The organism is Streptomyces sp. NPDC002785 (genome assembly GCF_040295565.1).
In the GTDB taxonomy this organism is placed as follows: Bacteria; Actinomycetota; Actinomycetes; order Streptomycetales; family Streptomycetaceae; genus Streptomyces.
This window is the reverse complement of record NZ_JBEOVN010000003.1, coordinates 58,962-80,926: the sequence shown is the minus strand read 5'-3', so window position 1 is coordinate 80,926 and position 21,965 is coordinate 58,962. Positions and strand designations below refer to the sequence as shown.

The 21,965-nt window shown below is 66.4% G+C and carries 14 protein-coding genes and 2 pseudogenes; 11 read left to right on the top strand and 5 right to left on the bottom strand.

What is annotated here, in order from left to right; translation table 11 throughout:
- Nucleotides 1-28: 28 nt before the first annotated feature.
- Nucleotides 29-2,743 carry an aconitate hydratase AcnA gene (gene acnA / locus ABTZ94_RS01820; protein WP_351196451.1) on the bottom strand — a complete coding sequence of 905 codons (2,715 nt, stop codon included), beginning with the start codon at nt 2,741-2,743 and terminating at the stop codon, nt 29-31.
- A gap of 317 nt (nt 2,744-3,060) precedes the next feature.
- Here acnA and ABTZ94_RS01815 point away from each other — a divergent pair.
- Nucleotides 3,061-3,432: pseudogene (locus ABTZ94_RS01815) on the top strand (TnsA-like heteromeric transposase endonuclease subunit); the annotation flags it as partial.
- Nucleotides 3,433-3,440: 8 nt separating this feature from the next.
- On the opposite strand, the gene ABTZ94_RS01810 reads toward ABTZ94_RS01815, so the two are convergent.
- Nucleotides 3,441-3,881, bottom strand: a complete 441-nt coding sequence (locus ABTZ94_RS01810) for a hypothetical protein (RefSeq protein WP_351196519.1) — start codon at nt 3,879-3,881, stop codon at nt 3,441-3,443.
- Nucleotides 3,882-3,955: 74 nt separating this feature from the next.
- On the opposite strand from ABTZ94_RS01810, the gene ABTZ94_RS01805 reads away from it, so the two are divergent.
- The 4 genes from ABTZ94_RS01805 (at nt 3,956) to ABTZ94_RS01790 (ending at nt 8,900) form a co-directional block, all read left to right on the top strand.
- Nucleotides 3,956-4,591: a hypothetical protein gene (locus ABTZ94_RS01805; protein WP_351196517.1), complete on the top strand. Its 636-nt coding sequence runs from the start codon at nt 3,956-3,958 to the stop codon at nt 4,589-4,591.
- 409 nt (nt 4,592-5,000) lie between these two features.
- Nucleotides 5,001-6,272: an MFS transporter gene (locus tag ABTZ94_RS01800; protein WP_351196449.1), complete on the top strand. Its 1,272-nt coding sequence runs from the start codon at nt 5,001-5,003 to the stop codon at nt 6,270-6,272.
- Between the two features lie 217 nt (nt 6,273-6,489).
- Nucleotides 6,490-6,687 (top strand): hypothetical protein, encoded by a 198-nt coding sequence (locus ABTZ94_RS01795; RefSeq protein WP_351196448.1) that lies wholly within the window; start codon nt 6,490-6,492, stop codon nt 6,685-6,687.
- A gap of 683 nt (nt 6,688-7,370) precedes the next feature.
- Complete coding sequence (locus ABTZ94_RS01790) at nt 7,371-8,900, top strand: helix-turn-helix domain-containing protein (RefSeq protein ID WP_351196446.1); 1,530 nt, start codon at nt 7,371-7,373, stop codon at nt 8,898-8,900.
- 1,391 nt (nt 8,901-10,291) lie between these two features.
- Here ABTZ94_RS01790 and ABTZ94_RS01785 read toward each other — a convergent pair.
- The gene (locus ABTZ94_RS01785; protein ID WP_351196444.1) at nt 10,292-10,861 is read right to left on the bottom strand and encodes a DUF4303 domain-containing protein; all 570 of its coding nucleotides are present in this window, start codon (nt 10,859-10,861) and stop codon (nt 10,292-10,294) included.
- Between the two features lie 150 nt (nt 10,862-11,011).
- Here ABTZ94_RS01785 and ABTZ94_RS01780 point away from each other — a divergent pair, with 150 nt between their 5' ends.
- The 3 genes from ABTZ94_RS01780 (at nt 11,012) to ABTZ94_RS01770 (ending at nt 14,112) form a co-directional block, all read left to right on the top strand.
- Complete coding sequence (locus ABTZ94_RS01780; RefSeq protein WP_351196513.1) at nt 11,012-12,250, top strand: IS110 family RNA-guided transposase; 1,239 nt, start codon at nt 11,012-11,014, stop codon at nt 12,248-12,250.
- A gap of 129 nt (nt 12,251-12,379) precedes the next feature.
- Nucleotides 12,380-13,633 (top strand): IS256 family transposase, encoded by a 1,254-nt coding sequence (locus tag ABTZ94_RS01775; protein WP_351196442.1) that lies wholly within the window; start codon nt 12,380-12,382, stop codon nt 13,631-13,633.
- Entirely contained in the window at nt 13,630-14,112 is a 483-nt protein-coding gene (locus tag ABTZ94_RS01770; protein ID WP_351196440.1) for a hypothetical protein, read from the top strand. The genes ABTZ94_RS01775 and ABTZ94_RS01770 overlap by 4 nt, the downstream gene beginning before the upstream one ends.
- A gap of 268 nt (nt 14,113-14,380) precedes the next feature.
- On the opposite strand, the gene ABTZ94_RS01765 is transcribed toward ABTZ94_RS01770, so the two are convergent.
- Nucleotides 14,381-15,559: a hypothetical protein gene (locus ABTZ94_RS01765; protein ID WP_351196438.1), complete on the bottom strand. Its 1,179-nt coding sequence runs from the start codon at nt 15,557-15,559 to the stop codon at nt 14,381-14,383.
- Between the two features lie 1,095 nt (nt 15,560-16,654).
- On the opposite strand from ABTZ94_RS01765, the gene ABTZ94_RS01760 reads away from it, so the two are divergent.
- A complete protein-coding gene (locus tag ABTZ94_RS01760; RefSeq protein ID WP_351196436.1) occupies nt 16,655-17,530 on the top strand; it encodes a hypothetical protein in 876 nt (291 codons plus the stop codon).
- Nucleotides 17,531-18,149: 619 nt separating this feature from the next.
- Here the strand turns inward: ABTZ94_RS01760 and ABTZ94_RS01750 are convergent.
- Complete coding sequence (locus ABTZ94_RS01750; RefSeq protein WP_351196434.1) at nt 18,150-19,343, bottom strand: IS4 family transposase; 1,194 nt, start codon at nt 19,341-19,343, stop codon at nt 18,150-18,152.
- Between the two features lie 70 nt (nt 19,344-19,413).
- On the opposite strand from ABTZ94_RS01750, the pseudogene ABTZ94_RS01745 reads away from it, so the two are divergent.
- Together ABTZ94_RS01745 and ABTZ94_RS01740 are read left to right on the top strand one after the other, a co-directional pair.
- Nucleotides 19,414-19,677 (top strand): annotated as a pseudogene (locus tag ABTZ94_RS01745) (NF041680 family putative transposase); the annotation flags it as partial.
- Between the two features lie 173 nt (nt 19,678-19,850).
- Nucleotides 19,851-21,929: an AIPR family protein gene (locus tag ABTZ94_RS01740; protein WP_351196432.1), complete on the top strand. Its 2,079-nt coding sequence runs from the start codon at nt 19,851-19,853 to the stop codon at nt 21,927-21,929.
- Nucleotides 21,930-21,965 lie beyond the last annotated feature (36 nt).

Below are 21,965 nucleotides of genomic sequence, written 5' to 3'. Positions count from 1 at the left end.
AGCGACTCTGATATCAGAGCCGATCAGGTCAAGAACCGGCAAGTTGGCGCAGCACGTAGTGCATGATGCCGCCGTTGCGGTAGTAGTCCGCCTCACCGGGGGTGTCGATGCGGACGACCGCGTCGAACTCCACACCGGTGTCGGTGGAGACCTTGACCGTGCGCGGCGTCGTGCCGTTGTTCAGCTCGGTCACACCGGTGAAGGAGAAGGTCTCCTCGCCGGTGAGGCCGAGGGCCTCGGCGCTCGCGCCCTCCGGGAACTGGAGCGGAAGGACGCCCATGCCGATGAGGTTCGAGCGGTGGATGCGCTCGTACGACTCGGCGATGACGGCCTTGACGCCGAGGAGTGCGGTGCCCTTGGCGGCCCAGTCGCGGGACGAACCGGAGCCGTACTCCTTGCCCGCCAGGATGACGAGCGGGGTGCCGGCGGCCTGGTAGTTCTGCGAGGCGTCGTAGATGAACGACACCGGTGCGTCGGCCTGGGTGAAGTCGCGGGTGAAGCCACCCTCGGTGCCCGGGGCGATCTGGTTGCGCAGGCGGATGTTCGCGAAGGTGCCGCGAATCATGACCTCGTGGTTGCCGCGGCGCGAGCCGTAGGAGTTGAAGTCGCGGCGCTCGACGCCGTGCTCCGTCAGGTACTTGCCGGCCGGGGTGTCGGCCTTGATCGCACCGGCCGGGGAGATGTGGTCGGTGGTGACCGAGTCGCCCAGCTTCGCCAGCACGCGGGCGCCGGTGATGTCGGAGACGGGGGTCGTCTCCATCGTCATGCCCTCGAAGTACGGGGGCTTGCGCACGTAGGTGGACTGCGGGTCCCACTCGAAGGTGTTGCCGGTCGGGATCGCCAGCGCCTGCCACTGGGCGTCGCCCGCGAAGACGTCCTGGTAGGACTTGTTGAACATGTCCTCGCCGATGGAGTTGGCGACGACGTCGTTGACCTCGGCCTCGGAGGGCCAGATGTCCGCCAGGTAGACCGGCTTGCCGTCCTGGTCGATGCCCAGGGCGTCCTTGGTGATGTCGACCTTCATCGAACCGGCGATGGCGTACGCGACGACCAGCGGCGGGGACGCCAGGTAGTTCATCTTGACGTCGGGGTTGATCCGGCCCTCGAAGTTACGGTTGCCGGAGAGCACCGAGGTCACGGCCAGGTCGTGCTCGTTGACCGCCTTGGAGACCTCTTCCGGCAGCGGGCCGGAGTTGCCGATGCAGGTGGTGCAGCCGTAGCCGACGAGGTTGAAGCCGACCTTGTCGAGGTACGGGGTCAGGCCCGCCTTGTCGAAGTAGTCGGTGACGACCTTCGAGCCCGGGGCGAGGGTGGTCTTGACCCACGGCTTGCGAGTCAGGCCCTTCTCGACCGCCTTCTTCGCCACGAGCGCCGCGGCGACCATGACGTACGGGTTCGAGGTGTTGGTGCAGGAGGTGATCGCGGCGACGGTGACGGCGCCGTGGTCGATCTCGTACGACGTGCCGTCGGGGGCCGTGACCGTGGTCGGACGCGACGGGACACCGTTGGAGGAGGCCGGGGCGTCGGAGGCCGGGAAGGACTCCTTGCCCGACTCCTCGTCCTCGGAGACGTAGTTGCGCACGTCCTGCGCGAACTGCTCCTTGGCGTTGGCCAGGATGATGCGGTCCTGCGGGCGCTTCGGGCCGGCGATCGACGGGACGACCGTCGACAGGTCCAGCTCCAGCTTCTCGGAGAAGTCCGGCTCGGCGGCCGGGTCGAGCCAGAGGCCCTGCTCCTTGGCGTACGCCTCGACGAGCGCGACCTGCTGCTCGTCACGGCCGGTCAGGCGCAGGTACTTCAGCGTCTCGTCGTCGATCGGGAAGATCGCGGCGGTGGAGCCGAACTCCGGCGACATGTTGCCGATGGTGGCGCGGTTCGCGAGGGAGGTGGCGGCGACGCCCTCACCGTAGAACTCGACGAACTTGCCGACGACGCCGTGCTTGCGGAGCATCTCGGTGATGGTCAGCACGAGGTCGGTGGCGGTGGTGCCGGGCTTCAGCTCGCCGGTCAGCTTGAAGCCGACGACGCGCGGGATGAGCATGGAGACCGGCTGGCCGAGCATCGCGGCCTCGGCCTCGATGCCGCCGACGCCCCAGCCCAGCACGCCGAGGCCGTTGACCATCGTGGTGTGCGAGTCGGTGCCGACGAGGGTGTCGGGGTACGCCTGGCCGCCCCGGACCATGACCGTACGGGCCAGGTGCTCGATGTTGACCTGGTGGACGATGCCGGTGCCCGGGGGGACGACCTTGAACTCGTCGAAGGCGGTCTGGCCCCAGCGCAGGAACTGGTAGCGCTCCTTGTTCCGGCCGTACTCCAGCTCGACGTTCTGCGCGAACGCGTCGTTGGTGCCGAACTTGTCGGCGATGACGGAGTGGTCGATGACCAGCTCGGCCGGCGCGAGGGGGTTGATCTTGGCCGGGTCGCCGCCCAGCTCCTTGACGGCCTCACGCATGGTGGCGAGGTCCACGACACACGGCACACCGGTGAAGTCCTGCATGATCACACGGGCAGGCGTGAACTGGATCTCCTGGCTGGGCTGCGCCTGGGAGTCCCAGCCGCCGAGCGCCCGGATGTGGTCGGCGGTGATGTTCGCGCCGTCCTCGGTGCGGAGCAGGTTCTCCAGCAGCACCTTCAGGCTGTAGGGGAGGCGCGCGGAGCCCTCGACCTTGTCCAGCTTGAAGATCTCGTACGACTCGTCGCCCACGCGCAGCGTGCTGCGGGCGTCGAAGCTGTTCGCCGACACGACAGTCTCCTTCATCAATGTGCGCGTACTCCGCGCCGCGCCTCATTACGGCGGGCGCCGCGTGGTGCCGCCTACGGCCCTTCGACCATCCGCTGAGGTAAGGTTTGGTTAGGCAACCCTTACCTGCCGGCGGACTGCGGTGCGCCTTCGGCATATATCTCGATGTCGAGATAACTCTAGTACATCACCGCCGCACGGTCATGCTCGGGCCACACTGACCGCTGTCATCCAATCGAGGCGTTTGACAGCGAACCCAGTCGTTTCGGCTTCCTTGCCGGCGAACCTAGTCGTACGAGGTGACGCGCTGGGGGTGCTGGATGGCCGTACCGGTCGGGGTAAATCTTGCAGAGCCGTACGTCGAGCTGTCGTACGTGGATGCTGTACGCGAGCGTCGGCGGCGTCCACTGCTGGACTGTGTGACGGCCCGGTTCGAGGACGTGGCCGCCGTACGGCCGTTTCGCTGGGCGCGCGGTGAGCGTCACTTCTCCGGCTGGTACTGGGCGGCAACGACCGGGCAGCACGTCGGTTTCGAATCGTGGCTGGAGCGGGACCGGCTACTGCTGATGGACTTCGATCCCGAGGTGGTGGGAATCACCTCGCAACCGTTCTGGCTGCACTGGCACGACGGCGAGCGGGAGCGTCGGCACGCTCCGGACTACTTCGTACGCCGCACGGACGGCTCGGCGGTGCGCACGCTCTATCGGCTGTTCGACAGGCTGGCGGCCGGAACCCACGCGACAGGCTCGGCAACCACGCGCCGCTCGGTGAACGCGCGTCCGGCCGGTCCGTTCGGGGAGGTGCCCGCCTGCGCGCCGGGCGAATGGATGCAGATCGACTCCACTCCGCTGGATGTCCTGGTACGGCTGGACGACGGCATTGCCGAGAAGGTCGAGTTGACGGCCGTGATCGACCTGGCGACCAGGTCACTGGCCGCTGTGGTGCTGCGACCGACGACAAAAGCGGCCGACGCCTCTGCTCTCCTGGCCCGGAGCATCACCCCGGAGACGATGCGTCCTGGCTGGTCCGAGGCCCTTCGGATGTCGAGGTCGGCGATGCCGCACCGGCGGCTGCTGGCTTTGGACGAGCGACTGGAGCACGCGGCCGCGAAGCCGGTGATCGTGCCCAGAACCGTCCGCACGATGCACTGCGGGACCCGGACTCTCCGAAACGGGCTTTCTCGCCAAACGAGAAGTACGCGACGCTGCTGGAGTCGTGCGGCTACGTTCCGGCCCCGCTCAGCGGCGAGGAAGCGCCAACCACCTCAAGCCCAGTTACCTGCACCGTTTCCTCTGCGGCCCACCGTTCTGGTTCGGCAAACCCAGTCTCTCCCGCCTCGCAGCAGCCTCCGGCCGCCCCAGACGCTCGCTCGAACGGGCCCTGGCCGACGTCGCATCGCCACGACGACGCAACAAGCCGAACGTCCGCTACCCCAGCACCGTCCCCTTGGCCGACCGCCCGGACCTGGCCCTCCGCATCCGCGAGACTGCCCAGTCCGGGACCGCGACCATCCGTCACCTGTCCAGACGCCACCAACTGCCCTCCCAGACCATCCGCACCATCCTGGAAATGCCAGCGCCGAGCACCTACAGGTCCTGGAAAGGTCCCAGGACGGGGCAGCCAGCCAGACGGCCCGCCCCCGCGATCAACGACTCAACACGAACCCTGATTGACGCCATGCTCGCCCAACGCCTCGATCTCCGAGAGATCTGGAACCGGCTGATGGACGACCACGACGTCTCAGTGTCCTACTCCTCCATCAACGTCTACTTCCGGTCCCGTCCGCATGTGGAACGTCACGCAATTCCCCATCAGCAGCGCCGGCTTCCCCACGCAAGCGTTCGCCCCTGAGTCTCTCGCGCGAGCCCGAGATCGGATCCATGACCAGCCTGGAGGAGTTCACCCCATACACTTCATACCGACTTCACTGGTCCCCTACGAGATCACCCTGAGAGCCGAAGCTCAGAATGAGAGTGCGGACCCCAACCTGGTAGTGCACTTTCATAGTGTGAACCCCTAGATGAGAGTGATGGGGTCGCCTTCGGGGGGGGTGCGCGTGTCGCCACGGCGATTAGCGCTGGTCACGGCTCCTCGGGCGGGTGAGGCGTTCGAGCGAGCTGATGCGCAGCTCCTCGCACGGCGCGGTCCGGCGTTCATCTCCGTCGACGACACGCGTCTTGGTCCCCGCCGACGCATCGTCATCTCGGCGGCGGAGGTCCAACACTAATGATCACCGGAGTCACCAGGGGGAGCCCGCAGCATGACCGGCACCACGGAGGCCCTTGGCGGGTCGGCTGCAGTCGACGATGCAGCACGAAGCGTCACGCGCCCGTTCTACGTATACGCCGTGCTCGCCAACACGCTGTTCCAGCGCGGCGTATTCGTCCTCTTCCTTTATCAGCGAGGCTTCTCCGCCGGGCAAGTGGCCCTACTGCAGACACTGCTCTACCTGGTCAGCGGACTTGCGGAGTTGCCGACGGGAGTCATCGCCGACCGAATCGGCAGGCGTGCCAGCATCGTGATCGGCCAGGTGCTGATAGCTGGATGTCTGCTCGGTCAGGTGGCGTTCTCCAACTACTGGGTGTTCCTGGCGCTGTTCATCGGGCAGGGCGTGGGCATGGCATGTGTGTCCGGTTCGGACACCGCCCTGCTGTACGACCTGCTCGTGCGTCGTGGTGCAACGGCCAGCTACGTCAAGATCAAGTCCCGGTTCACCATGCTCGGGACGGTCACCTCGGGAACCGCCATCGTCTTCGGCGGCCAACTGCAGCAGATTTCCTGGGGAGTCGTCTACGTCGGTTCGGCGGCGTGCCTCGTCCTGGCCGTGGTGGTGCTGATGTCACGGGTGCCCGAGATCCGCGGCGCGGACGCGGTGGACGAGCAGGACGGAGCCGAGGAGGAGCACGGCGACGCCACAGCATGGCGGGCGATGCTTCGGGTCGCCACGCCGGCGCTCGTGACGCTTGTCGTGGTGTCCGGATTGATGCATGCGACTTTGACGCCGTACATCATTTTTACGCAGAAGACCCTCTCCGATCAGGGAGCGGGCACCGCGTTGGTCAGCGTGGTCATATCGGCGGGATTCTTCGCCGGCGGGCTCACTCCATTGCTGTCGGACCGCGCGGACCGGCGCATCGGGTATCGGGTCATCGTCCCGGTGTCTCTCCTGACGCTCGCCGTGGCGCTCGGCCTGAGCGGCCTCGGCCTTGTCTGGGTCACCATCGCCGCGTTCCTGGTCCTGGTCGGAATTCCCGAGATCACCGCCGTGATCGTGGACAACGTGTTCAACGAGGCAGTGCCGTCGCGCCACCGGGCGAGCCTGCTGTCGATGATCGCATTCGTGGAGTCGACGCTCATCGGCATCGGCTATCTCGTCCTCGGCGCGCTCATGGACGGGTTGGGCTCCAGTGTGGGCATTGCCACCTACGCCGCGGTCCCCCTGCTGGCATGTCTCCTGTGGCTCCCGGTGCTCTTCCGAGGGGCACAGGTGACCACCGAGATCGAGAAGCGCGCCGACCAAAAGGCATCCTGAAACAAACCATCTCGAGCAACGCCCCTGCCCGATGGCGGGGGCGTCGAAAATGGCCCCTCGAATGGAGTCGGTGCGGAAACGTAGCCGGAAGGGAGTGGCGTGGAGAATCGGTTCGCGGGCAGGTGCTCGGTGTGGGTGTCGGCGGGCGGCGGGTTTCTCGGCAAGGGCCTCGACGGAAGCTGGGAAGTGCGGTGCCAAGAGCCGCTACAGCAGGACCATGCGCGAGCGGCAGTTGTCCAACGGCTGCGGTCACTGCGACGCGCTGCAGGGCAACTTCCCCGTCCACGACGAGGCAATGGGCCGCGTCGCCGCGAGCGGCGTGGACGGGCTGGACACGTTGCTGGTCGCTGCCTGCCCGGTGCTGGAGTGGCAGGCCGTCGTCCACGACAACAGCGGCGGCGTGACGGCGATCTGAGCTCACACGCAGCGAGAACCCCCTGGTCAGCTCCACTCTCATTTCCCATGCCCCAGAATGGCCTCGATTAGATATTCATCAAATCAACAGTGGCCAGATCAGAGGGCATGTCAAGTCTCATCTTCAGCGGCGGCTCTCACACCCGATGCCAGAAGCTGACCCGCAGCACAGTGAGCACGCGCGCGTTGTTCGGCAACGAGAAGCTGCTGCGCGCCGCTCTTCGAACGGACCAGCCGCACGGTGCGCCTCACCCCTCTCGGCCGTCGGCTGCACGAGGAGGTGGAGCCCGGCTACCGGCGTGTCGAGCGTGGTGTGGTGCGAGCACAAGCCGAGGCGCGGGCCGGTCCGAACACCGGCTCCAGTACTGATGCGTGTACTGATCCGGCTGATCCGACGCCAGGCTTCGGCCCCGCCCGCGCCGTTGCGCAGCGGTGACCCGGCCCCGTCCGACCTGCGGGGCCGGGCCCGGGCCGGTGCCGCCCACCCCGGACGGACGTACACCGCGCGCCGTCGCGGCGAACCGGGTGGACCATGGAACGCACGGTGCACCCGTGACTCGCACCACCCGTCACACCGCCCACCACACGCTCAGGGCCGGACAACTGCCGTGACTGCACACAACCGTCACCCGAACGGCGCACCCCGCCGCAAGTCTCATCTCATATCTGAGATAGCCTTTCGTCATGTCAGACGACTACCTCGTACGCATAGGCAAGCTCATCCGTGACGCCCGTCAGCACCGGGGCTGGACACAGAGTCAGCTCGCCGAGGCGCTCGCCACCAGTCAGAGCGCCGTCAATCGCATAGAGCGCGGCAATCAGAACATCAGTCTTGAGATGATCGCGCGCATCGGTGAAGCACTCGACAGCGAGATCGTGTCGCTCGGCTACGCCGGGCCCATGCATCTGCGAGTGGTCGGTGGGCGCCGGCTCTCGGGCTCCATCGACGTCAAGACGAGCAAGAACGCGTGCGTGGCACTTCTCTGCGCCTCACTGCTCAACAGGGGCCGTACGGTACTGCGCCGCGTGGCCCGCATCGAGGAGGTCTACCGCCTCCTGGAGGTGCTGAACTCCATCGGCGTGCGGACGAGGTGGATCAACGAGGGAGTCGATCTGGAGATCGTCCCGCCGGCCCGGCTCGACATGGACGCCATCGACGCGGACGCCGCCCGCCGGACCCGCTCCATCATCATGTTCCTCGGTCCGCTGCTGCACCGGATGGACTCGTTCAAGCTTCCGTACGCGGGCGGCTGCGACCTCGGTACGCGGACCATCGAGCCGCACATGATCGCGCTGCGCCGGTTCGGGCTGGAGATCGCCGCGACGGAGGGGCTCTACCACGCCCAGATAGACCACTCGGTCACGCCCGACCGTCCCATAGTGCTGACCGAGCGCGGGGACACCGTGACCGAGAACGCGCTGCTGGCCGCCGCCCGGCACGACGGCACGACCGTCATCCGCAACGCATCCTCCAACTACATGGTCCAGGACCTGTGCTTCTTCCTGGAGGCACTGGGCATACGCGTGGACGGCATCGGCACGACCACACTGACCGTGCATGGCGTCCCGCACATAGATGTGGACGTCGACTACTCCCCCTCCGAGGACCCGGTCGAGGCGATGAGCCTCCTCGCCGCCGCCGTGGTGACGGAATCCCGGCTGACGATCCGTCGGGTACCGATCGAGTTCCTCGAGATCGAGCTCGCGGTGCTGGAAGAGATGGGTGTCGACTGCGACCGTACGACTGAGTACGCCGCCGACAACGGCCGTACTCGGCTGGTCGACCTCACGGTCCGCCCCTCCAAGCTGGAGGCGCCGATCGACAAGATCCACCCCATGCCGTTCCCCGGGCTCAACATCGACAACGTGCCCTTCTTCGCGGCCATCGCCGCCTCGGCCCACGGCCAGACCCTCATCCACGACTGGGTCTACGACAACCGGGCCATCTACCTCACCGATCTGAACCGCCTCGGCGGCAGGCTGCAGCTCCTGGACCCGCACCGGGTACTGGTCGAGGGCCCGACCCGGTGGCGCGCCGCCGAGATGATGTGCCCGCCCGCGCTGCGGCCCGCGGTGGTGGTGCTGCTCGCCATGATGGCGGCGGAAGGCACGTCCGTACTGCGCAATGTGTATGTCATCAACCGCGGTTACGAGGAGCTGGCGGAGCGGCTCAACTCCGTGGGCGCGCAGATCGAGATCTTCCGGGACATCTGACCGGCGCGGTGTTGTGCCCCTTGGGGGCAAGGGGCACAACACCTCAACATGCCATCTGACCTGCGAATACTTACCTTCACGGCCCTTCACTGATCACTGTTGTTTTTCAGCACCTTATGCAACGCACGTGCAAGATGATCTTGAATGGTTGACGGTACGTCAGGCAAATCTGAGCAGCCGTCAGCCTTTACGCAGAGTTGTCGCCGAAGCGACCTCGAAACGTCCGATGTCGGTCGTGTCACGCCGACCGCGTGTGGTCGACGAGGTGAACCGTTATCTGCCCGATGTCTCCGGCCTCGCGACGCAGCCTGGGGCCCGGCGGCGCATCCGACTCCTCCGGCTGACTACCTCGCCACGACAGAGGACCCACACCACGCGGGCGCGGGTCCTCTGTCGTAGACGGGCCCCGTGTCATGTGCTGAGCCTGCGCCCAGCTCGTGGGAGCAGGGGCCTGCCGTTGCCGGATGGGGGAACCTGAAGGATGATCACCCAGTATTCACCCCCTGCATCGGCCGCGGGGCGCAAGGGCCCATGTACGTCGCCGCGGTCTGGACGTTCACGAAGGCAGTCTCAACGGCGGGCTTGGGTTGGTAACGCATCGTGTGTCTCCGAGGCAAGCGCTGCCGAAGCAGCGGACGTTCCGTCCCACCGCCTGCGCGCCGAGATGCTGCGCATGTCTGCCGGCGAGGGGCATCAGGATCCGAAGAAGCAGCGGTTTAGAGCAGCCGAATCTTCGTGATAGCTACTGCTGCGGTAGGCGGTTCCCCATGAGCCCGGATCCGCCGGTTCGCGATCCCGGTGGATCCCGGCTGAGTGTCAGTGGAACCGGCCATAATCGGAGCGTGTGCAGCGAACGTCAGTAGCCGTCGCTCTTCTGGGGCTCCAGATGCCCAAGAGGAACCCACCGGGTGCACCGAGCAATGCTCAAGACCTAATAGCAGTGCACGGTGACGGGTGACCCCTACTCAAGACCTGGAGCTGGACTCCTCTCCACAGGCAGAGGGCCCCGTCACCGTGTATCTGCCGGAGTACGCCGCACATCTCCACGATGACGTCATGATCGTGACCTGAGCCGTCCGTACGGCCACCTCTCCCTCATCACGCGAGCCGCCGAGCTCCTTCCAGAGACCGGGGACCGTGCGGGGAGCTGGGGCTGCGAACTGCTCATCGGATGTCGGGCCATCGAGCCCTCCTATTAGGTCGCGGCGCGCCCTTGTCAGTGGCCAGTGGGAACTCCCCAAGGGCGGCCAGTTGATGGGGAGTCACCTGGCCATGGTCCGTCACGGAGCGTGGCGTTCGAGAGTGCCGTAGACCTCCTGAGATCTTTCGACTGATTGTCAGTGCGTGTTTCTCGTCCGGTGTCGGCACGGACTGATCGAGGTAGCCGCTCCCTACGGTTGTGCTGAGGCCGTTTCGATCCAGCGGGCGAACCGGTCGGCTTGGTTCGGCGGGTTGAGGCGGCGGATCCACCCTGCCTCGCGCGCGGGGTCCTCGTCGTCGGGGTCGGAAACAGCGAAGACTACGACGTGATCGGTGCCTGGGCCGAAGGTGCCGGCGGCGACGAGCGATTCGAGCACCGCCACACACGCGTCGTACAGTGCGTCCCGGAACCTCGTGAACTCCGCGTCGTCGGCGTGCTCTGCGGCGTACAGGCGCCGGCAGATCGACGCGAACTGCTTGGCGGCGACGCCCTCCATCGCCCACTCCGCCGGAGTCCACTCGTAGTACTCCGCCTCGGCCGGGTACTCCGCTCGCAGTTGAGCCAGGTGCGAGACGGTGTTGGCCGCACAGCACACTGTCATCGCGCCAGCGTCGGAATACAGCGCGTACCCGCAGTAGTCCGCAGCCGGACGGGCATCGAGTAGCCCGACGAAGGCTGCCCGCGCCGCCCGCTCCACCTCTACCCGCAGCCAGTCCTCACCGTCAGGCACGAGGGCACCAGTCACCACAGTGCGATCCATGGCCCCAGTATCCCCGGATCCACCCCGACCCAGGACGACTACGGAACGTGATATCGGAACTGGCCATACCTGGGGAGTTCGAACTGGCCGCTGACACGCCCTGCGCAGGTTCACGCACCAGGACAAGCACGAAGAGTAGGGAGCTTGAAATTGACGATCACGTGCGGGATCGACTGGGCGGAAGACCACCACGACGTGGCGCTGGTCGACGAGACAGGAAAGCTGGTCGCCAAGCAGCGCATCAAAGACGACGCGGACGGTTTCCGCCAGCTGCTTGCCCTGCTCGCGGAAGCCGGTGACTGCGCTGAGGCCCCGATACCGGTCGCGGTGGAGACCGCTCGCGGCCTGGTGTTCGCCTGCCTGCGCACCACCGGCCGCAAGGTGTACTCGATCAACCCGATGGCGGTGGCCCGCTACCGCGAGCGTCACCGCAGCGCCCGCGCGAAGTCCGACCACGCCGACGCGATGACACTGGCCAACATCCTGCGGACCGACGCCGACGTGCACCGGCCGCTGCCCGCCGACTCCGAACTGGTACGGGCGATCGCCGTTCTCGCCCGCGCCCAGCAGGACACGGTGTGGAACCGCGCCCAGCTCAACAACCAGCTGCGCTCGCACCTCAAGCAGTACTACCCGGCCGCCCTCGCGGCGTTCGCCGTCCGGGGCGTGGGCCTGGACTCCCGGGAGTCCCGCGCGGTCCTTGCCGTGGCACCCGACCCGCACACCGCCGCCCGCTTGACCCGTGCCCAACTGCGGGCCGCCCTGCGCAGGTCCGGACGGCAGCGGAACATCGCGGTCTGGGCGGAACGGCTGCGCACCATTTTCACCGGCGACTACCTGCACCAGCCGCCGCTCATCGAGCAGGCGATGGGGCGGCAAACCCTCGCGCTGGTGGCCCAGTTGGATGCCGCCTGCCGGGCGGCCGACGACCTCGCCGAGGCTGCGGCCGAGGCGTTCGCCACGCATCCGGACGCCGAAATCCTGGGCAGCTTCCCCGGGATCGGGCCGCTCACCGGCGCACGCGTTCTGGCCGAGATCGGTGACGACCGCACCCGCTTCGCCGACGCCCGCGCCCTGAAGGCGTATGCCGGCTCGGCGCCGGTCACCATCGCCAGCGGCAAGAGCCACCTCGTGCGCCACCGGCGGGTGAAGAACCAGCGGCTGGCCGCCGCAGGCTACGTATGGATCTTCGGGGCACTGCCCTCCCCACGGGTCAAGGCCGAATACGACCGACGCCGGGACCTTGGGGACCGGCACACTGCCGCCATGCGCAACGTTTTCAACCGCTTCCTGGGGTGCCTCTACCACTGCCTGCAGACCGGGCAGAAGTTCGATCCCGGCAAGGCGTTCCCCGCCGCGTCCACGGCGCCGGTGACGCTCGCGGCTTGACTTCTTAACAAGCTCGGATGTCTGTGGATCGGGGCTCGGGTGGCACGCGAAGGGCGTACCTTCCCGAGTGATCGATTGAAGGTCACCGAGTAGGCCGGCGTTCGCAGCGCCGGTCGGGAAGGCACGCCCGTGCTCAGCGTAGTCAACAACGACGGCACCACGCCGAACGGCTCCCTGATCGACGAGATCGTCCGCGAGGGCGCCCGGCGGATGTTGGCCGCCGCCTTGGAGGCGGAAGTCAACGCTTACATAGCCGAGTTGGCCGGTGAGCGGGACGAGAGCGGTCACCGTCTGGTCGTGCGCAACGGCCATCACCAGCCGCGGAAGGTCACCACCTCCGCCGGAGTCGTGGAGGTCAAGGCCCCGCGTGTGAACGACAAGCGCATCGATGAGGCCACGGGCGAACGCAAGCGGTTCTCCTCGGCGATCCTGCCGCCCTGGGCACGAAAGTCCCCGAAGATCAGCGAGGTGCTGCCGCTGCTCTACCTGCACGGCCTGTCCTCCGGCGACTTCGTGCCCGCACTCGAGCAGTTCCTCGGCTCCCCGGCCGGCCTTTCGCCCGCCACCGTGACGCGGCTGACCGTCCAGTGGCAGGCCGACCACAGGGCGTTCATGGACCGCGACCTGTCCGCCACCGACTACGTGTACGTCTGGGCCGACGGCGTCCATCTGCGCATCCGCCTAGAGGAGGCGAAGGCCGCGGTCCTGGTGCTGATGGGCGTGCGGGCCGACGGCACGAAGGAACTGATCGCGATGACGGACGGATACCGCGAGTCGTCCGAGGCATGGGCCGGGCTGCTGCGGGACTGCGCTCGCCGGGGCATGCGGGCCCCGGTCCTGGCCGTCGGAGACGGCGCACTCGGCTTCTGGAACGCACTGAACGAGGTGTTCCCCGAAACCCGCCATCAAAGGTGCTGGGTTCACAAAACGGCCAACGCTTTGGACGCGCTGCCGAAGTCGGCCCAGCCTGCGGCCAAGCGCGCGATCCAGGAGATCTACAACGCCGAGGACAAGGAGCACGCGGCCAGGGCCGTCCGCGACTTCGAGCGCGCCTACCAGGCGAAATACCCCAAGGTCGTCAAGCGGATCACGGACGACGAGGACGAACTGCTGGCGTTCTTCGACTTCCCCGCCGAGCACTGGATCCATCTTCGCACCACAAATCCGATCGAGTCGACCTTCGCCACGGTCCGGTTGCGGACGAAGGTCACCAAGGGCGCCGGCAGCCGGGGAGCCGCCCTCGCCATGGTCTTCAAGCTGATCGAATCCGCGCAGGCCCGCTGGCGCGCGGTCAACGCACCCCATCTCGTGGCGCTGGTGCGGGCCGGCGCCCGTTTTGAACGCGGCCACCTGATCGAGCGCCCCGAGGAGGCCGCCGCGTGAATGGCCTCAACGGCGCCGATGACCGTTCCGCCGAGGACGAGCACCAGCGATTCGCCCGCTACCTGCACGAACTGGCCGTCGTCCGTGACGAAGACGAAGCCGATCTGGTGACCAGAATCCTGCGCGACCCGGACACGACGATGGCGCAGTCGGCCATCGTCCGCCACCTCGACCTTCGAGCAGCGCTACTGCTGACCGACGATGGGTTCACCGGCTGGGCCCGCGCAATGGCCGAGATCAGCGCGGAGCGGGAGTTCCTCGCCCGCCGTCTGCTCGAATGGACCCTGTTGCGGTCAATCACCGTGGGCGAGCCGTGGGGCTCGGAGGAAGTCACCACCGGATCCGACTGGTTCCAGCGCAAGGCTGTCGAGACCCTGCCCTCACCCGCCGTCCTCACCCTGCTCGCCAAGACCGGAAGAACCCGACGCGTCCGCGCTGACGCCAGTCGCCGACTGCGTCAGCGACACCACCGCGACTGACTTGATCCACAGGTCTTGACTATTCCTCCAGCCCGGGGCAGCGTCGCTCTCAGGGGATCTGTCGGATCGGATGCGTGGGACAGGCGTAAAAGTCCCCAGCATCGCCCTGCCACAGCTCGCTTCAGAGGGGGAACCGAAGCGCTTGAGGCGCTCCTCACCTGCTGGGGCCTCCGGTTCGTGGGAACGGCTGCTTGGAAAGCCGGTCTTGTGCTCCGGCGATCACTCTGCATTACGGCCCCGCGCGCCGCGCGTGGACCTGCCATCGTTCCTATAGGCCACTCAGCTCGCGTAGCGCGACGACGAGTGCCGACCCATCCGCTCGCGCCGGCCCCAGGCTCGTACGGATCTCGGCGCTCTGGCGCAGTACGAAGGCCCGCTGCTCATCGGGAAGGTCGTCCAGCACCGTACGGCACGGGGTGAACAGCTTCGGCTGAGGCAGCCGTCCCAGCACCGGCATCCCATGTCGTGCCAGTTCGGTGTCGACCAGGCCATCGAAGGAATTCGGACCGTGCTCATCGGGTGCGCACTGAAGCAGGAGGCCAGTGATCGGTACGTCGGCGAAGGGGATCCTCGCCAGGCGACCGTGGAGCCACGCCACCGCCGACTCGGCGGGGGTAAGTTCGATGGTGTCTCTCTGTAGTTTCCCTGCATGCACCGTGGTGCTTCTAGTCACCTTCGGGAATCCCCCGAAGGCAACGACGAGGTGATCGTCGGCCAAAGGGGAGATGCCCGCCCAAGGAAAGTCCACAGACTGGTGTTTGACCATGATCACGTGGTCAAAGTGCGCCCGAGCTTTGGTAATGACGGCTTTGTGGTTGTCGTTCAGGTAGTTGACTGTGCTTTTGAACATGGCTCCAGGTCCGCCGGTCAGACGGGAACGCTGCCATGGTTGCTCGTCATTGAGGCTGTCGCGGCCTTCGAGTCGCAGCACCAACGTACACAAACCCTGCTGAGCCCAGGCCGCAGCTAGCTGCTCGGCTGCGTGCGTCAGTCGCCGCTCGTCCCTCATGTCGTCGATCAGTTGAAGGACGTGACCTCCCGGGCCCTCGCCCACAGGGCGGCCGATCACCTGACGTTCGTGGAGGATCGCTGAGGTGCCACGGGCGAGGGTGCGCTGCCGAGTGGAGCGTGCACCTTCGCGTCTCACCGTTCGAACGGCGAGCCCGCCCGAGGCGAAGGTCTGAACGCACTCCTTCTGGTCGCAGCGATGTGTGTCGGCGTCCGCGGTAAGTCCTGGGCCAGCGACTGTGTCGGCGAGGACCACTGCGAGGGCGTCATCATGCAGAGGAACGCTCGGCGGCAGAGCCCGTTCCACGGTCCAGGCCAGACGACTCCCTTCCGAATCGGGTTGGCTGGTGATTGTCACGGTGCTGTCGTCGGTCAACTGCTCCCAAAGGTGCAGTCGACGCATCACGGCACTGGCCAGATATGGGTCGGCGGCTTTCACCTGCGTGCTCCGGCCAAGTGGTGGTCGGCTCGTCGAGCGTGCCGGGCGACTGCTTCGAGCAGGCCGCGGCAGTGGATCGTGAGGGGTGTCCTCGGTCCACAACGGGATATAGCGGAGGGCTTCCGTCGCCGACTGATGCGCGGCCAGGACTGAGGACAAATTGCAGGTGGAGCGCGGGCCAATCAGCAGGACCCGTCCACCACCACTCCTTCCGAGAATCAGCTCGATGCCGCCGCGCCTCGTCGTAGCGCGGAGGTCGGCCACGCCGTGCCGGGACCTGCGCCTGTCCCGATACGGGAGCAGTGGCAGAACTGCGCTGACAAGCTCCGGCGACTCCACACGCAGGACAAGTCGATCAGTGAAGGGCAAGACCTCGCTGATCCCCAACGGGTGACAACCTTGCCCCCTACCCAGGGCCTGGAGCAGGTGCGACTCCAACCGCTCCTGGTCACGGTTCTTGGCTGCTGGCACCAGCGCGGACCAGTCGCTCAGCTCGCGTAGGCGCCGCCTGGCCCCTGTCAGGTTTTCGCCTGTGAACTGGCGTCGGACGCTGACGAGATGCTGTTCGAGGGGCATCACGCACTCCTTCTGTTCTGCCCCGACCCGGCAGAAAGCGCGTGGAGACCAATGACGGACGGCTGGAGTGGAATTGAACGAGGAGGGTTGTCCGTCGGCGCCAGGGTCGGTTCAAAGCGTCCGGAACTGGCCGCCGCGACAGCCAGGCGAGATGAGGGAACATCAAGGGATGACGAGGCCGCAACTCCATCCGCACGCGACCACCAAATATCACCCCCAAGGGTGACGGAAGACGTACCTGCGATCGAAGATTGCAAGCCTCCCGATCGTTGAGCGTCACCCCAGCCCGCCTTCAGGATCTCCTTTGCCTCGTCATATCCTTCGGTATGACATCCCGTGGCCCTGGTATGATGACGTGGCACAGCCGCGGAGACCGGCTGGCGGTCGAGGGCCCCTCCCGGGATGGGTCCGCCACGGGCCAAAGGGTGCGATACCCCGTCTCCTCGCGACATCAATTACAGCCAAGACGGCTTTCCTCCTGCTGACCGGGCAGCACCTTCATCTGAGGATAGGCCCGTCATGCCCTACACCAGCGACAAAGCCCGCCGCGCACAGTGCCGCCACCTGCTCGACCTGAGCGCCCACGATCTGATGCCCCTGCTCGATCCGGCTGGGCGGATTCACCTGGACACCCCAGACCCGTCCCAACAGATCTTCCAGGCGATGCTGCAGCTTTGCCTGTTCAGCCGTCATCGTGAGCACCCCTTTGACCGCATGGGCGGGCGAACCTTCCCCGAATTGCTGTTGTACTACAGCGTCGTGCTGCCGCGCCCGGACCGTCTCGTTCTGCGTCTGTCCTGCGCTGCCCGCGTAGCGCGCTACCTCCTGCCGACACTCACCACCGCGTCGGACAAGCCCGCCGAACTCACCGGTCTTCCAGGACTTCGTCTGGAAGAAGTCGGCCGCCGCAGTCTCCTGATGCGGCACCTAACGACCGGTGGCCGCCTGGAGTTTCAGGACAGCCGACAGCAGTTGGGAGGATGGGACATGCAATTGCTCGATGAAAGCGATCAGGGGCGGCAACTACTGAAGGGCGCCACCCACATGACATCGGCCGAGGAGGGCTTCGCCCACTACTGGGCCCCGACCCCCTGCACCGCCCTGCGCAGCGCCCTGATCACTCGTGGACACCTCTGGTGGTCCACGTTCGCCCATGGCGCTGTCACCGAGTACTCCCGCCGCCCTGAGGGGCGGTACCGCGTCCGCTGGGCCAAGGGCTACCTGGTGGACGAGCTTGGCGCACTGTTGACCGCATCGGCCGTGGCCATTCCCGGCGCTGTCTATACCCCTGCGGCCTGCCAGGGTGATGCTGGCGTTCTGCGCCTGGCCGACGCCGTGGTCGAGCTTGAGGGACCCCGTACGGCCAAGGAAGGCCAATGGGACGATGACAACTGACGCCCACTGGGGGTTCGGCACACCCGGATTGCGGCCACCCCAGCTCGCGAAGTGCGGCAGTCCGGAGAGCCAGCCGGGCAACCAGCTGTTCTCCCCATCCGGATGCGGAATACCCCGAGTCTCCCCTTGATTCAGGGGCGGATCGTCCTGGCCGTCGATGTCAGCAACTGGCTGCGGCCGGACGCGAACACCAGCCCGGACAGGCTGTTCTGCCACACCTATGGCCGGGCCAGCGGCACCCGCTGCTGGTCCGTCGCTCGGCGTGGCCGACTATCCCGAAGGGGAACTACCGGTCATCGCAGGCACAGTGGTTCACCTACAGGCCGACCACCTGCCCGGGGACCGAGATCCCAAGCCGGTGTAGCTGTGGTGGTCACGTTGCGATGCCACTGCTGCCGATGTGGACCGGCTCTGGCAATCGTTTCTGCGGCGATTCGATCTTGAACCAATGCCGTTAGGTTAAGACTCTGATGGGGGTGGTATGAGCGTGGGGTTGCGGGGTGGTGTGGGAGCTTGCCGGTCGTCAGGTTTCTTGATGCGGTAGCGGGAGATGACGCGTTTGATGACGCGGGGGCTCGTCCGCGGTCGCCGGGGTGGGTTGATGTTGGCGAGGAGTTCGTCAAGCATCAGGCGGGCCGGGCAGTGGTGGTGAGGGGGAAAAGTCCGCCGGCGGCATCAGCGCGATGCGGCGGGCGGCGCGCAGGCAGGTGGTGAAGGACAGGCGGTCGGGGTCGAGGGCGTCGGCGTTGGCGCGGGCGGCTTCGAGCATGTGCACGCGCAGGGCGTAGTGCACGAGCAGGTGGCCCCAGATCTGTTGGAGGATTCCGTCCGGGGTCTTGCTGGTCAGGACGGTGCCCGCGCCGATCTGTTGGGTCTTGAGTTCCTTGAAGGTCGTCTCGATCTCCCATCGCTCGGTGTAGAGGGCGGCCAACTCAGGTCCGGGGTAATGCTCGTGGTCGAGCAACGTGGTCAGGAGTGTGTAGGTCTCCTGGCCATCGTCGAGTTGGTAGCGCAGAGCGCGGACCTGGATGCCGTGCTCGCGTCGGCGGTCTTCGTACCCGTAGATCGTGGTGATCCAGGAGCCGTCGGGCAGCAGCCGGTCGGGCTCGAGTCCGTAGCGTTTGCCTGCCAGTCGCAGTAGAAGATCCGCTCCGGATGCCGACCAGGCCCGCCACAGGTCCACACCAGGCAGGCCCCGGTCGCCCAGGACCAGCATGCCCGGGCTCATCGACCGGGCCAGGTCCCGGGCGGTCAGCGCCTCGTGGACCGAGTACGCGCTGACCACCGCGTCGACGACGGCATGCGTGCCGCACTCCACCAGCCCCACGATCTTGGCTTGCGGAAACGCCGCCCGCTTGTACGGCGCCTTGCCGGCCTTGGGCCGGCCGCCGTGGCGCCCGAACTCCTCCTCGTTGGCCGGGGAGTCGGCCAGGTCGACGCTTGTTCCGTCCACCGCCATCAGCCGCAGTCCCCGCCAGAAGGCCCAGCTCTCCGCGGGCCCGGCCAGCGGCACGGCGGCACGGGTGAACAACGTCCGCAACGGTTCGGCTCCCAGCCGCTGACGCGCCAGAAAGATGGACGGCTTGCTCGGCTCCCGCCAGGTTCCCAGCAGGCCGATCTGCCGCAGACCGAACGTCGTCTTGCGCATGACCTCCAGATACGGATCCGGCGAGAACAACGCCATCCCCAGGACGAAATACACCATCAGCCGAGCCGGCAGCAGCCGAGACCGGCGCTCCACCCGCCCGCACGCCTCAAGCACCTCGTCCACCAGCCCCGCCGGATACACCCGTGCCAGCAGCCCGACACTCACCACATCACGCAACTCAGGCCCCACAACCGCCCCTGAACATCCGTCATACACGATGAAGGAGCAGGTTAACCTAACGGCATTGGATCTTGAACATACCTTCAGAATGCTCAAGCAGACCCTTGGCTGGACCGCTCCGAAACTTCGCGATCCGGCCGCGGCGGACTGCTGGACCTGGCTGGTCATCGCCGCCTATACCCAACTCCGCCTCGCCCGGCCCATGGCCGACGACCTCCGTCGGCCATGGGAACGGCCGGCACCGCATGGACGCCTCACGCCCGTGCGCGTCGTTCGACCACGCGACGACCTATGTCGCCCCGAACAGCGCCCGGCACCGCCGCAGATGCTCGGCGCTGCAGCAATTCGCTGCTCTCAGTCCCTTCATGACTACACAATGCGGCGAAGCGCTTGACGTGCAGGCTCTTAGGCAAGCAACCTGAATCGCTGATGAGGCGTGGGCATACCCCCGCCACCGTCCCAGCCCGGCCGCCAGCCGCCGACAGGAGCACAGTGACCGCTCTGCACGCCCAGCAGCTCGAACACGCCCTCGATGAGCAGTTCACTGGGATCACCGCCGTTGACGATCTATCTCAGTTTGGGGAGCGAACCCGGCGGAGCTCATTTCTCTCCCGTTCCCTGGCTGCCCTGGCGATCCGCGAGTTCACCGGCTATCCGCTGGAGCGCTGCGCCGAGTTCGTCATCGACTCCTTCGGTGACCAGGGCATCGACGCCGTGGCGGTCGATCTCACCTCGGAAGAGCCCCAGGTCTGGGTGGTGCAGGCGAAGTGGAGTAGCGACGGCACAGCCACCTTCTCCAAGAGCGCTGCCCTCGACCTAAAGAACGGTCTGGAACTACTGATCGCACGGGATTACCAGTGTTTCAACACTAAGCTGACGCCACACATCCCCGACCTGGAACGGGCGCTCAGTAATCCGCGGGTACAGATCACCCTGCTGCCGGCCTGGGCGGGGACCCAGCCGATGGGAGCCGAGGCCAAGGAGGTGCTCGACCGGTTCTGCACGGAGTACGAAGACTCCGTGCGCCTGCGCGCCCTTCGGCTGCCGGACTTCATCCGCATCCTGCGCTCCGGAATCGCCGAACCCCAGATCAAGTTGAAGGCCTCGGCCTCGGCTGTCGATGTCAGTCCGATCAAGGAGCCCATCCTGGCGTACCACGGCACGATCGGAGGCGCAGAGGTCGCCCGCTGGTACGAGGCCAACCACCACCGGCTCTTCCAGCGAAACATCCGCAATCCTCTCGGCGTCACCGCGGTCAATCGCACCCTTGTAGAAACCCTTCGTAAAAAGCCCGAGCACTTCTGGTACTTCAACAACGGGATCACGGTGCTGTGCGACAAAGTGATCATGGGCCCTCGGGGGGACCTGGAAATGGAGGGAGCGAGCATTGTCAACGGTGCTCAGACGGTCGCCTCCGTCCACGAGGCGTACCAGCAGACCCCGGATGTTGTCTCACGCGCGCGGATCAGCGTCCGCATCATCTCCTTGACGGACTGCCCGGAGGGTTTCGACCACGACGTCACCCGAACGACCAACACCCAGAACAGGGTGGAGCCCCAGGACTTCATCGCTCTGGAGAAGGTGCAGCAGCAGCTCCGCGACGACTTCCTGCTTCGGGTGCGGAAGACATATGTCCTACGCCGTGGCGAGGAGCCACCGCAGTCCAAGGACGACGGTTGCACCCTCAGGGAGGCCGCAACCGCGCTCGCCTGCGCTCACGCCTCTCCGGAACTGTCCTTCCAAGCCAACGTGGACATCGACCTTCTTTGGGATCCGAAGCAGCACCACCGGCTATTTCCGCTGCACCGTACCGACGCGGTGAAGACCTGGCGCACCATCCTGGTACTTCGGGAGGTCGAGCGGCAGATCGACGAACAACGGCCGCAGTGGGAGGGGCGCGCCGGCACGCTCGCCGATCTTGGGCGACTGCTCATCGCTCACGTGACCTTCCAGCGCCTGCCCCAAGGCTGGCAGGAGATTCCGGAGTCCGATTGGCCAACGATACCGGCGTGCGTCGCCCCACTCGTGGACGCCGCCGTAGCAACCTTGATCCACTGGATCGACACGGGGTACGGACCCAAGAGCCAGGTGAGCAGCATCTTCCGTAATGCGGAGCGATATTCCGACGTCGCCGGTTCAGCGCTGGCGACCCTGCAGGGCAATATCCAGCCTCCGCCTCTCTCAGCGGATTACCGCACGTCCGAGCGTGAAGGACAAGCACGGAAAGCCAAGGCAGTCACCGTGATCTTCGAGAACAACGCGCTGGAGGACGGGACGCTCCTGGAGTTCCGCCCAGTCCCTGGCCGCGAACAACAGCAGCTCACCCCCTGGCTCACGGCGGATCCGCGCCGGGCGCGTGCGACCTGGACCCGGCAGCGCCGTAACTGCCTGGTGTGGGCGGTGGACGGTGTCGCATACTCGCCGACCGGCCTGGCCCAGAAGATGCTCGTGGAGGCCGGTCACCAGAGCAGACCGCTTCAGGGCACGCGGCGCTGGTTCGTTCCGCAGCGAGGCTCCCTAGTGGACATCGCCGACCGGTTGCGCCAGGAAGCAGACGAAGAGGAAGAATGAGCTTGTTACCTAACCTCGCAGGACACAAGAGCAGCT

Bases quoted from the DNA above. Each gene is read 5' to 3' on its own strand.
- ABTZ94_RS01800 (WP_351196449.1), top strand. From the start codon at position 5,001: ATGACCGGCACCACGGAGGCCCTTGGCGGGTCGGCTGCAGTCGACGAT.
- ABTZ94_RS01795 (WP_351196448.1), top strand. From the start codon at position 6,490: ATGCGCGAGCGGCAGTTGTCCAACGGCTGCGGTCACTGCGACGCGCTG.
- ABTZ94_RS01790 (WP_351196446.1), top strand. From the start codon at position 7,371: ATGTCAGACGACTACCTCGTACGCATAGGCAAGCTCATCCGTGACGCC.
- ABTZ94_RS01785 (WP_351196444.1), bottom strand. From the start codon at position 10,861: ATGGATCGCACTGTGGTGACTGGTGCCCTCGTGCCTGACGGTGAGGAC.
- ABTZ94_RS01760 (WP_351196436.1), top strand. From the start codon at position 16,655: ATGCCCTACACCAGCGACAAAGCCCGCCGCGCACAGTGCCGCCACCTG.